Source organism: Serratia aquatilis (genome assembly GCF_044865145.1).
Classification (GTDB): domain Bacteria; phylum Pseudomonadota; class Gammaproteobacteria; order Enterobacterales; family Enterobacteriaceae; genus Chania; species Chania aquatilis.
The window spans coordinates 1682937-1695134 of record NZ_CP173186.1; the positions used below are offsets into that span (position 1 = coordinate 1682937).

A 12198-nucleotide genomic window follows, 5' to 3' on the forward strand; every position below is an offset into this window, starting at 1 on the left:
CTAGTTTCCTGGTTGTTCCAGAGCTTTTAAATACTCATAAATGGCCACCTGGGCACGTACTTTGCGACGATTGCCACGCGGTACATACTGGTTGCTCAGTTCTTTATCGATGTAACGGGCTTTTACCGTATCGCTGAACAAGATCTCCAAAATATCAAGAACGCGCTGTTTCAACGCGGGATCCAACAGTGATACTGCCACTTCTATGCGGTAATCTATGTTTCGGGTCATCCAATCTGCAGAAGAGAGATAAACCCGTTTGTCACCTTTGTTTTCGAATACATAGACCCGATCATGTTCCAGAAAGCGATCTACGATGCTGATTACTTGAATATTATCACTGACTCCGGGCTGGTTAGGGATCAAGGAACACATACCGCGAACCAACAGACGAACTTTAACGCCAGCGGCGGAAGCGGTATATAACCGATCTACTAGCCCAGTATCCACCAGATTATTGATTTTCAGCATAATGCTGGCATTTTCACCTGACAGCGCGTTGGCAATTTCGCGATCGATCAGCTCATATAACATCCGGCGTGAATTCTGTGGCGAAACCATCAGATTGTCGAAAGTCACTGGCCGGTATGGATTTTCAATAAAATTGAATACCCGGCGAACCTCATTAGTGATACGAGAATCGGCGGTAAGTAACGAGTAGTCGGTATAAATACGGGCCGTTTTCTCGTTAAAGTTTCCGGTACCTATATGAGCGTAGCGCACAATGTCATCGCCTTCACGGCGTGAGATTAGGAATAGTTTGGCGTGTATCTTCAGCCCTGGCGCAGAGAAAATCACATGAACACCCGCCTCGGTCAGCCGCTTCGCCCAATGAATATTGGCTTCTTCGTCAAAACGGGCCTGCAGCTCAACCACAACGGTCACTTTCTTGCCGTTATGGGCAGCATGGATCATCGACTCGATGATGCGTGAGTCCTTGGCTACGCGATAGATATTGATTTTGATAGCTAACACGCTCGGATCGAACGAGGCTTGGCGTAACAGTTCCAGTACGTGTTCGAAAGTATGGTACGGATAGTACAGCAACACATCCTTTTCGCGGATTGCGTCAAAGCCATTGCGGAACTTGTCGAACCAGATATGACGCAGACGGGGCATCGGCGGGTTGACGAGATTGGCTTTGCCGACGTTAGGGAAGCTGATGAAATCTTTAAAATTGTGGTAGCGGCCACCGGCAATCACCGAGTCATAGTTGGAAATCCCCAACTTGTTGCGCAGCAGTTCTACCATTTCATTCGGCATATCGCGTTGATAAACAAAACGCACCGGTTCCGCTGTCAGACGCTGTTTCAGGCTCGAAGACATCAGTTCCAACAGGCTGGATTCCATTTCGGTCACCAGATCGTACTCGGCATCGCGGGTCATTTTCATCGAATAGGCGTTGAGCGCATCATAATCGAAGAAACCCTTGAAGATATCATCCAGGCAGTAGCGAAGGATATTATCAAGCAAGATCATTGGCTTACGTCGGCGTGGAGCTTCCGGTGGCAAATTAACGAAACGAGGCACTTTATCGGAAGGGATTTCCAGTAACGCATAATCGGTGCGAGTCCCACGAATAATCTCCACCGCAAGGTAGGTATAATCGTCTTTCAGGAACTGCACCAGATTGGTGTCGTGATTAATGACAATGGGAGTAATGTGTTGGCGCAGATGCTGCTTAAAGTATTGCCGCAGCCAGATCTGCTGGTTCTCAGAAACCTGGCGTTCGTTGATCAGGAAAATCTGGTTACGTGCCATCTCCAACAACAGATCGTTGTACAGGCTGTCGAACTCCTGATCGGTTTTCAACACCTTGGCCTGGATTTTTTTCAGCAAATGGCGTGAGGTACCGGATGAACCCTGCTCTTCGCTGATTAATATGTGCCGCTTCAGATCGGCAAAGCGGACCTTATAGAACTCATCAAGGTTATTGGAGTAAATACCCAAGAACCGCATCCGTTCAATCAGCGGATTACTCTTGTCAGCGGCTTCCTGCAATACGCGTTCATTAAAGGACAACCAGCTCAATTCTTTGTCGATATAGCGCTTTTCCTGACCCATTGCCACTCCAGTTCAATTTCAGAAAAGGATCCGGGACGCCGCGCCCCTAGTCTCTATGTCATTATTGCGAGAGATCGGCAGGAATGTCCAACATATCTCTGGCGTTAATGCTATCAAGTTTACGAGCAATAACCTGAAACTCATTGGCTATCCGTAGCGAAAACTTTGTCATACAAACGTCATAAAAATGACATAAGATGCCCGGTTATCTTTGAAGGTAAACCAGCGAACGGAACTGACGACAGAGACATGGCGCAGATACCCCTTAACCAACATCCCCGCGATCGCCTGCGTGCGTTCGTTGATCGTGGCGTACGCCGGGTTGTTACCGGCAGTGGGTTGCTGGTTTTGATAATGTTGATGCTGATTTTTGTCTATTTGTTGTTATCGGTACTACCGTTGTTCAAAACGGCTTCGGTGGGGTTACCCAGAACAATACCGATAGCCAGTTCCTCGCCGTCATTAGCCATTGGGATGGACGTTCAGCAACGCGTCGGGTATCGCATTGATGAACAGGGAGTAGGGCACTTCTATCGTTTGGTGACACAAGACAATCTTCCAGCCGGGCACCCTTTGGTACAGCAGACATTGTTGACCAGGCCCACGTTGCTGGCTCAGGCTGTCGGCGAGGGAGACCTGTTCGCACTGGCACAAGCTGATGGCCGCTGGTTAGTCGCTCAGGCGGATTTTGCTACCACAGACGCAGGTGAAGCTCAATGGCGTTTCCCATTGGGGCAAACACCTTTAACCTTCGATCCTCGAGAGCGGTCGCTGACGCTGATGGCGTTGGCCGAACCCCGCAAAGGGAATTTCCTGCTGGCGGCAGTGACTGACGATCATCGGTTGCTACTTGGGCGATTCGGTTCTATAGAACCGGCGCAACAAACGGAAATACAGCTGGCTTCGGCCGCACAGCAAATACTGCTGACACCAGATGGTCGCCAACTTTTTTTGCTTACCGGCAATCAACTGGCCCGCTATCAGGTTGACGGCGCACGGTTACACTTAAGCGAGACCGTCACTCTTGGCGAACAGCCACCTTACCATTTGACGGCATTACCAGGCGGTAGTGCTCTATTGATTCGTGCCGCTGACGGCAGCATGAGCGAATGGTTCGATGTGGCGAAAAACCAGCATCGCCAATTGACTCGTATCCAGAATTTCGCTCACCAGGCATCATCATCGGATGTATTGGTGACAGAGCCCTATCGGCGGGTATTTGCGACTTTGCAGCCTGACGGGGTATTTGCTCTGTTTTCCAGTATTCAACCCCTCCCCTTGCTGAAAACCAAGCTATCTGCCGGAGCATGGCAAGTGGCATTCGCTGCACGCGGGGATGGATTATTGTTGGAAACCGCCCAGGGTTGGCAACATTACGCCGTGGACAATCTCTATCCTGATGTGACCTGGCGCTCTTTATGGCACAGGTTATGGTATGAAAATTATCCAGAGCCGACCTATGTGTGGCAATCCACCTCCGGTGAAGATAGCTATCAGGCGAAATTCAGTCTGATGCCGATAATTTTCGGCACATTCAAGGCCGCAGGTTATTCGATGCTATTCGCGGTGCCGCTGGCATTGGCTGGGGCAATTTATACAGCCTGCTTTATGTCGGCAGGGTTGCGGCGAGTGGTTAAACCTGCGGTAGAAGTGATGGGGGCGTTGCCGACGGTAGTGATCGGATTGATTGCCGGGATCTGGTTGGCACCGATGATTGAGCATTATCTGCTGGCCGTCTTGGCCTTGCCGCTATTGTTGGCGTTGGTGGTTTTGGCAACGGGCTGGCTGGTGAATCGGTTAGTTACACAACCGCTGCCTCCAGGAGTGGATTTACTGCTGCTTTTGCCGCTGGTGGTTCTGACCATTTGGTTGGCGCTTGCCGTCGGGCCTTGGCTGGAACTCAGGCTATTTGGTGAGCCTCTGCATTTTTGGTTGGGTGAAGATTACGATCAACGTAATACATTGGTGGTCGGGATGGCGATGGGATTTGCGCTGGTGCCGATTATTTTTTCGTTGGCTGAGGATGCGCTATTCAGCGTACCCAGTGCGCTCAGTCAGGGATCGCTGGCCTTGGGGGCTACCCAGTGGCAAACCCTGATTCACGTTGTTTTACCTTCGGCCAGTGCAGGCATTTTTTCTGCCTTGATGATTGGCTTTGGCCGGGCTGTAGGGGAAACCATGATTGTTCTGATGGCCACTGGCAATACGCCAACCATGGATGGCAGTCTGTTCCAGGGGCTGCGAGCCATGGCCGCCAACATTGCTATCGAAATGCCTGAAGCGGTGCCGGGTAGCAGCCATTATCGAGTTCTGTTGCTTACTGCGTTGGTGCTGTTTATTTTCACCTTTGCGTTCAACTCATTGGCAGAAGCTATCAGGCTACGCTTGCGTGAGCGTTATTCGCTGAACCAGGAGTCACCATGAAATCCTGGGTGAGGAGTGGTTCCCCGTGGATTTGGCTGACGGCCGCCTCGGTGGCGGTAAGTTTGTTGGCATTGATCGCTATCCTGTTGCTCTTGGCCGGGCAGGGAATGCGCTATTTCTGGCCTAGCCCGGTGTATCAGTTCGAACTGAACCAGACTGCGGCTGGCCCGGTGACACTGATTGGCGAACTTTACCAGCGGCAGACGATTTCACGCAGGCAACTGCAAGATGCAGGTGTGACCTTACCTCCAGGGGACGCGCAGAGCTTTACCCGTTATTTAATCAAGGTGGGTAATCGTGAGATTGAGGGGCAGGATTTCCGTACTCTGCTGGCTTCCGATGTGCGCAGCCAGAGTACGCCAACTGACTTACTGGTGCTGGAACGGAACGTCAACGGAACGGCTTATGGATATCTGGCTGGAATGTTGGAGGATGGTCAACCGTTGACCGGTCGCGATCTTGCTCAGGCATTGCAACAACGCCTGCCGCAGATTGCCGCACTTTCGCGTCAGGCACATAACATTCAGTCTGGTGATATGGCGCAGATTAATGAGCAATTTGAGGACTTGCGCCTGCGTGAGAAACGTTTGCTGCGGGACAATGAGCTGGATGCCCGCTGGCAAGCAGCAATCCGTGCCGAACGTATTGAACTGCAAAGGCAATATCAAGAGCTGGCGACAAAACTCAAAGGGTTGGAACGCGACAGCCAACGGGATGCGTTATTATTGCGCGATATGCATGGGCAAATTCACACTATTCCACTGAGCCAGGTGCGGGATGCCTGGTATCCGAATGCTATGGGGACTGGGCAGAAGCTGCTGCATTGGGGCGACCAGATAAAGAAATTCATGACAGAAAGCCCAAGAGAAGCCAACACGGAAGGTGGGGTATTCCCGGCGATATTCGGCACGGTATTAATGGTGATCCTGATGTCGATCATCGTGATGCCGTTTGGCGTGATTGCGGCGATATATTTGCATGAATATGCGGGAAATAATCTGCTTACGCGCCTGATCCGTATCTCGGTGGTGAATCTGGCGGGGGTCCCTTCGATTGTCTATGGCGTATTTGGGCTGGGGTTCTTCGTCTATATGGTCGGTGGCACGCTCGACCAACTGTTGTTTAGCGAATCGTTACCGAACCCGACCTTTGGTACGCCGGGCGTGCTTTGGGCTGCGCTGACTCTGGCACTGTTAACCTTGCCGGTAGTGATTGTGGCAACCGAAGAGGGGCTTTCTCGCATACCGATTTCGTTGCGACAAGGATCCTTGGCTCTGGGGGCTACTCAGGCAGAAACATTGTGGCGAATTGTCTTGCCTATGGCGGCCCCGGCGATGATGACCGGTCTGATTCTGGCAGTGGCGCGAGCTGCCGGAGAGACGGCCCCGTTAATGTTGGTTGGCGTGGTAAAATCGGTACCGGTGTTGCCGGTAGACAATATTTTCCCCTACCTGCATCTGGAGCGAAAGTTTATGCACCTGAGCTTTCAAATCTACGATATGGCGTTTCAAAGCCCTAGTGTGGAAGCTGCCCGGCCACTGGTATTTGCCACAGCATTGTTGCTGGTGTTGATTGTCGTGGGGCTGAATCTGGCGGCAATGGGCATCCGACACTCGCTGAGGGAGCGGTATAGGGTATGGTCGCAGTGATGCTATTAACACTTTTGGGAAGTTGACGATGGGCTTGATAACGCCAGGCAGTTTACCCCGGCTGGATGTTCAGCAGCTTGCTGATGAACAGACCACATTATCAGTGCGCAACCTGAATCTTTTTTATGGCAACAAACAGGTGCTGCATGATATTTCCTTACGTATTCCCAAGCATCGAGTGACCGCTTTTATCGGGCCTTCGGGCTGCGGAAAATCGACGCTATTACGCTGTTTTAACCGTATGAACGATCTGGTTGACAATTGCCGTATCGAAGGTGAGTTACAGCTTAATGGGGAAACTATTTCGGGATTGCAGGTTGATGTTGCTGCTCTGCGGAGGCGAGTGGGTATGGTATTCCAGCGGCCCAATCCATTTCCGAAATCAATTTATGAAAATGTGGTTTACGGTCTGCGGCTGCAAGGCATTGGCGACCGCCGTATTTTAGATGAAGCGGTAGAGCGCTCTTTGCGAGCTGCGGCATTGTGGCATGAAGTAAAAGACCGGCTGCGTGAGAACGCCTTTCGTCTTTCCAGCGGCCAGCAACAGCGGCTGGTGATTGCGCGCGCCATTGCCATTGAACCCGAAGTGTTACTGCTTGATGAGCCGACATCGGCGCTTGACCCAATCTCTACCTTAACCATTGAGGAATTGATTTCAGCGCTGAAACAGCGCTACAGCGTGGTGTTGGTCACGCACAACATGCAGCAGGCGGCTCGGGTTTCAGACTACACGGCATTTATCCACCAAGGGGCGCTGGTAGAGTATAACGACACCGATGGTATTTTCACGTCGCCGCGTCAACGGCGAACGGAGGATTACATTACAGGGCGCTATGGCTGATGCTGGCTGTGGTTACCCAGTTCCGTTTAGCTTTTAAGCTACTTAATGGGCTTTTGGGTCTGCGACGGCACCACGGACAGTTAAGGGACACAGCCTAGAATGATTTGGCGTATCTTGCTCAGGCCTGTTTGCTCGACAAGATATCTTGTGCTGCATGTTCGGTGGGTTCGGAGGCAGTCTTCAGTGAGGTGATTTTTGTCGCAGCAGGTTGCGACTGGGGCTGTGCTTTTTGCATTAACTGCGACTGACCAATAAAGATGCCGCCTTTCTCGATCGAAATCTCGTCGGCAAAAATATCCCCGCGCATGCTGCCTTTGGCTTGAATCGATAGCGAGTCTGCATAGCAACGGCCCTCAACTGCACCATTAATCATGATTTGTTGAGCACGGATCTCACCTTTGACATGGCCGCTGTTCTCAATGCGAACCATATGCGTACAAAGAATATTTCCTTCCACTTTCCCTTCGACAACAATGTTGCCATCACCTTCAATCACGCCGGTAAACTGGGATCCATTGGAGATAAAAGTATCTTTCTTTGCCCGAATCGGTTTGATTGCGTCGGCAACGTCAGCCGAAGTAGGAGTTTCGGCATGAACGGTGGGCTGATCATTCATGTCCTGCGGTTTTGGCTCATTAATGGTTTTCTTTTGTTTATTGAATGATAACATTTTATCCTTCCTTGTAATTTTGTAGGTAAACACCAGGGTTGCCAACAGCGTCAATAACAAGGCTGCCGGTAACACGCGGTCTAAGTTGAATTCGGTGAAGCTGATCCCTGTCAGCCAGAGTATTATCAGCAAAGCCCATAATACCCATAAACACCATAACAAGTTGTAATTACGCATATTTCCAGGCCGTTTGAATTCCATTCTGCAACGGGTAAGGGAGGCCTGCATTGTCTTTTTGCAGCTAACTTACTGCTCCTTTGGGGCGACCCATCTCGCAGAAGATGATACCCAATAATGTGCATTAATTCATTATTCCATTTTACCGATAAAAAATGACGATCACCCAAAGTGAAAAATAGCAACCACGGATGATTGGGATTCAATAGCATACGGAAAAACATTATTGAGTTACTCAACGTATTATCGCACCAGTAAGTGTAAGATTTGTGTCGGAAGCACGTTGTTAAAATCAGGAGGTTTTATGTCTTTGTCGATTTATGCTCATAGCCCTTTGCAGTTTGTTCGCGGTTTGCAGATCCTGTCTGGTTTATTGCTAAAAGGTGAACAATTCTTGTTGGAGAAGCAGTTGGCAGAAAGTGTGCTACTTGAAGCCCGCCTGGCGCCAGATATGTTCCCTCTGCTGCGGCAGGTGCAGATCGTCAGTGATACTGCCAAAGGTGCGGTTGCCAGGCTTACCGGGCAGGAAATACCACCAATGCCGGATGACGAAACCAGCTTTGCTCAACTGTATCAACGGATTGATAAAACCATTGCTTACGTTCAGCGTTTCCAGCCAACGGATTTTGCCGAAGCCGAGGGGCGGAAAATTGTGCTGACGAGCAAAATGCGTGACTTGGACTTCACTGCAGAAAGTTTTCTGCTGACCTTTGCCATTCCCAACTTTTATTTCCACCTGACTACTGCCTATAACATTCTGCGCAATCAAGGTGTTGAACTGGGTAAGATGGATTATCTGGGCGCGGTGTAATCAATGGCCATCCGGGGAGAGCGTTCTCCCCGTTTTCTGCTGTTAACCCCGAGGTTTTTCGCCTGGTTGCGGGTTTTTGAATTTCGCCAGATATTGTGGTTGGAAGATGCACATGCGCAGTACGGTGCGATACTCACCATTCACAAAGAATTCATCAATCAACTCGCCCTCAACCTCAAACCCTAACTTGCTGTAAATATGGATCGCTTTCGGATTCTCTTTGTCGACGATCAGATACAGCTTGTAGAGATTAAGCACTGAAAAGCCGTAATCCATCGCCAGTTTAGCGGCAGTGCTGGCATAGCCTTTGCCTTGATGCGCCGGATCGATAATGATTTGGAATTCGGCGCGGCGGTGGATATGGTCGATCTCCACCAGTTCAACCAGCCCGACCTTGGCACCTTCATGCTCAATGATAAAACGCCGCTCACTCTGATCGTGAATGTGTTTGTCATACAGATCGGCAAGCTCAACAAAGGCTTCATACGGCTCTTCGAACCAGTAGCGCATCACGCTGGCGTTGTTATCCATTTGGTGGACGAACGCCAAATCATCGCGCTCAAGTGGGCGAAGTTTGACGCTGGCAGTGCTGGACATGCGTGTTCCTCTATGTCGTTAAATTGTGAAAAGTATAACTTCAGAGAATGAATTACGGGGAAAAAAAACGGTGCCGCGCAGGACACCGTTTAGTATAGCTTCAGATTGTGGTCATCAGTCCGCCGCATACCCTTGTGCTGGCAGGCGTTCACCGTCCAACCAGGCGGCGTTGTCACGCATCGCCAAGCGGCCTTCAATGAACCAGTTCACCACCAGCGGGTAAATAGTGTGTTCCTGAGTTTGTACCCGCTCAATCACTTCATCTTCTTCGTCGCCTTGGAAGATAGGTACTTTAGCCTGCAAGATCACGGGGCCACCGTCGAGTTGCTCGGTGACGAAGTGCACTGAGGTGCCGTGCTCGCTATCACCATTGTCAATAGCCTGACGATGAGTATGCAATCCTGGATACTTTGGCAGCAGGGAAGGGTGAATATTCAGCATGCGTCCTTGGTAGTGCTGCACAAAGGTGTTACTGAGGATGCGCATATAACCTGCCAGCACCACCAGATCGGGCTGGTATTGGTCGATAGATTGCGCCAGCGCGTTGTCAAAAGCTTGGCGATCGACATAGGCTTTGGCATCCAGCGCATGGGCGTCAATACCAGCTTCTTTGGCGCGCTGCAGGCCGTAAGCCTGAGATTTATTGCTGAATACCGCCACAATATTGGCGGCAATCCGGCCCTGCTGGCAGGCGTCAATCAACGCCTGGAGATTACTCCCTTGGCCAGAGACCAACACCACAATCTTTTTCATCACTGAATAACCACTTGCTGCTCGTCAGAGGAAGCGATCAGTTTACCGATCTTCCAGGCTTTTTCACCAGCGGCAGTCAACAGGGCAAGGGCTTCTTCAACCGAACCTTCCGGCAGCGCAATGACCATACCGACACCACAGTTAAAGGTGCGGTACATTTCGTGGCGGCTGACGTTGCCTGCCTGTTGCAACCAACTGAAAACTTCCGGCCACTGCCAGCTTGATTCGTCGATCACGGCCTGTATCCCTTCAGGCAACACGCGTGGGATGTTTTCCCAGAAACCGCCACCGGTCAGGTGCGCGATAGCGTGAACGTCGACTTTCTCAATCAGTTCCAGTATGGATTTGACATAAATTCGGGTAGGTGCCAGCAGATGATCCGCCAACGGTTTGCCTGCGAGTTGAGTCGTGGTAGGGTCGGTATGACTCACTTCCAGAATTTTACGCACCAGCGAGTAGCCGTTGGAGTGAGGCCCCGATGCCCCCAAGGCAATCAATACATCGCCAGACTGCACCTTGCTACCATCGATGATTTCGGATTTCTCAACCACGCCTACGCAAAAACCCGCTACGTCGTAGTCTTCTCCATGGTACATCCCTGGCATTTCGGCGGTTTCGCCCCCTACCAATGCACAACCAGCCTGCTTGCATCCTTCGGCAATCCCGGTGATCACACTGGTTGCAGTCTCTACATCCAGCTTACCGGTGGCATAGTAATCTAGGAAGAACAGGGGTTCTGCACCCTGAACCACCAGGTCGTTCACACACATTGCCACCAGATCGATACCGATGGTGTCATGACGTTTCAGGTCCATAGCCAGGCGCAGCTTGGTTCCTACGCCGTCGGTGCCGGAAACCAGTACCGGTTCACGGTATTTCTGCGGTAGTGCACACAGCGCGCCAAACCCCCCCAGACCACCCATGACTTCCGGGCGGCGGGTTTGTTTTACTACACCTTTGATGCGGTCTACCAATGCGTTGCCAGCATCGATATCGACACCTGCGTCTTTATAGCTGAGAGAGGTTTTGTCGGTCACTGCGCGATCCCCACGACGGTTTGCGGTTTGAAAACGGTGCTTCCGGTATTGTGCCGGAACAAGGCGCGGCAATTCTAACAGCGCAAGCAAACGTTTGCGAGAGCCTTATCGGTATGCTCCAGTTTTTCGTCCTCTTCAGGGTTGTAACCTTCTGGGGCTGAATGCCTGCGTGGCCTGCTGCAACTTGAAATCCACCGGGTATATACTAGGCTGTGTCCCTTAACTGCACGCAAATGGCCCCAGCCCTACGGGTCGCGCCCCAAAAGCGCGTTCTCTGTGTTGTCGGGCTTGATAACGGGCTTTTGGATCTGCGACGGCACCACGGACAGTTAAGGGACACAGCCTAGGCTGACCCTTTATTATCACCATTTTGTTGATCTTGATCCGGCTAATGGTAGTGGCGTGATTACGAAAAGGCGGTATAATCCCGCGATTTTTTGGCCGTCAACCGCCTTAATAGGAGAAAAATAATGAAGATCGTTGAGGTGAAACACCCGCTGGTTAAGCACAAGCTTGGTTTGATGCGCGAGCACGATATCAGTACCAAACGCTTTCGTGAGCTGGCTTCTGAAGTGGGTAGTTTGCTGACCTATGAAGCGACAGCCGATTTGGTGACAGAAAAAGTCACCATTGAAGGTTGGTGCGGGCCGGTTGAGATTGAACAGATTAAAGGGAAAAAAATTACCGTTGTGCCAATCCTGCGTGCAGGGCTGGGTATGATGGAAGGGGTATTAGAGCACGTACCGAGCGCACGCATCAGCGTGGTTGGGGTCTATCGTGACGAAGAAACCCTGGAGCCGGTGCCATATTTCCAGAAGCTGGTGTCCAATATCTCAGAACGTATGGCGTTGGTTGTTGACCCGATGCTCGCCACTGGTGGTTCGATGATCGCGACAATCGATCTGCTGAAGAAAGCCGGTTGCACCAGCATCAAGGTATTAGTACTGGTTGCGGCCCCTGAAGGGATCGCCGCGCTGGAAAAAGCCCACCCGGATGTTGAGCTGTATACCGCTTCTATTGACCAGTGCCTAAACGAAAAAGGTTACATCGTGCCTGGCCTGGGTGACGCGGGCGATAAGATATTTGGTACTAAATAAATCTAAGCCGACCAGAGAGTCGGCTTTTTTATGTTCTTATTTTCAAGCCTCAGCACCGGGCTGGCTGTGAGCTGAAAC

At 51.0% G+C, this 12198-nt stretch carries 10 protein-coding genes; 5 read left to right on the top strand and 5 right to left on the bottom strand.

Translation table 11 applies throughout. The annotated features are described in order from the left end of the window. On the bottom strand, positions 1-2064 hold the full coding sequence (gene ppk1, locus SAQUA_RS07545) for a polyphosphate kinase 1 (protein ID WP_380672223.1): 2064 nt from the start codon (positions 2062-2064) through the stop codon (positions 1-3). A gap of 249 nt (positions 2065-2313) precedes the next feature. Here ppk1 and SAQUA_RS07550 point away from each other — a divergent pair, with 249 nt between their 5' ends. The 3 genes from SAQUA_RS07550 to pstB are packed head-to-tail and all read left to right on the top strand — an operon-like array spanning position 2314 to position 6978. Beyond that, positions 2314-4488, top strand: a complete 2175-nt coding sequence (locus tag SAQUA_RS07550; RefSeq protein ID WP_380672225.1) for an ABC transporter permease subunit — start codon at positions 2314-2316, stop codon at positions 4486-4488. Then, entirely contained in the window at positions 4485-6137 is a 1653-nt protein-coding gene (gene pstA, locus SAQUA_RS07555; protein WP_380672227.1) for a phosphate ABC transporter permease PstA, read from the top strand. The genes SAQUA_RS07550 and pstA overlap by 4 nt, the downstream gene beginning before the upstream one ends. Before the next feature lie 28 nt (positions 6138-6165). Continuing rightward, complete coding sequence (pstB, locus tag SAQUA_RS07560; protein WP_380672229.1) at positions 6166-6978, top strand: phosphate ABC transporter ATP-binding protein PstB; 813 nt, start codon at positions 6166-6168, stop codon at positions 6976-6978. A 118-nt stretch (positions 6979-7096) separates the two neighbouring features. Here the strand turns inward: pstB and SAQUA_RS07565 are convergent, their stop codons facing one another. Next, positions 7097-7648 carry a polymer-forming cytoskeletal protein gene (locus SAQUA_RS07565; RefSeq protein WP_380672231.1) on the bottom strand — a complete coding sequence of 184 codons (552 nt, stop codon included), beginning with the start codon at positions 7646-7648 and terminating at the stop codon, positions 7097-7099. A 481-nt stretch (positions 7649-8129) separates the two neighbouring features. Between SAQUA_RS07565 and SAQUA_RS07570 the strand changes: the two genes are divergently transcribed. Further along, positions 8130-8636, top strand: coding sequence for a DUF1993 family protein (locus SAQUA_RS07570; protein ID WP_380672233.1), 507 nt, complete (start codon positions 8130-8132; stop codon positions 8634-8636). Between the two features lie 42 nt (positions 8637-8678). Here SAQUA_RS07570 and speG read toward each other — a convergent pair whose 3' ends face one another. The 3 genes from speG to purM form a co-directional block, all read right to left on the bottom strand. Continuing rightward, the gene (gene speG / locus SAQUA_RS07575; protein ID WP_380672235.1) at positions 8679-9233 is read right to left on the bottom strand and encodes a spermidine N1-acetyltransferase; all 555 of its coding nucleotides are present in this window, start codon (positions 9231-9233) and stop codon (positions 8679-8681) included. Positions 9234-9347: 114 nt separating this feature from the next. Further along, complete coding sequence (purN, locus tag SAQUA_RS07580) at positions 9348-9986, bottom strand: phosphoribosylglycinamide formyltransferase (RefSeq protein WP_380672237.1); 639 nt, start codon at positions 9984-9986, stop codon at positions 9348-9350. Next, positions 9986-11023 (bottom strand): phosphoribosylformylglycinamidine cyclo-ligase, encoded by a 1038-nt coding sequence (purM, locus tag SAQUA_RS07585; protein ID WP_380672239.1) that lies wholly within the window; start codon positions 11021-11023, stop codon positions 9986-9988. The genes purN and purM overlap by 1 nt, the downstream gene beginning before the upstream one ends. Before the next feature lie 470 nt (positions 11024-11493). On the opposite strand from purM, the gene upp reads away from it, so the two are divergent. Continuing rightward, entirely contained in the window at positions 11494-12120 is a 627-nt protein-coding gene (gene upp, locus SAQUA_RS07590; RefSeq protein WP_380672241.1) for a uracil phosphoribosyltransferase, read from the top strand. The last annotated feature ends 78 nt before the right edge of the window (positions 12121-12198 follow it).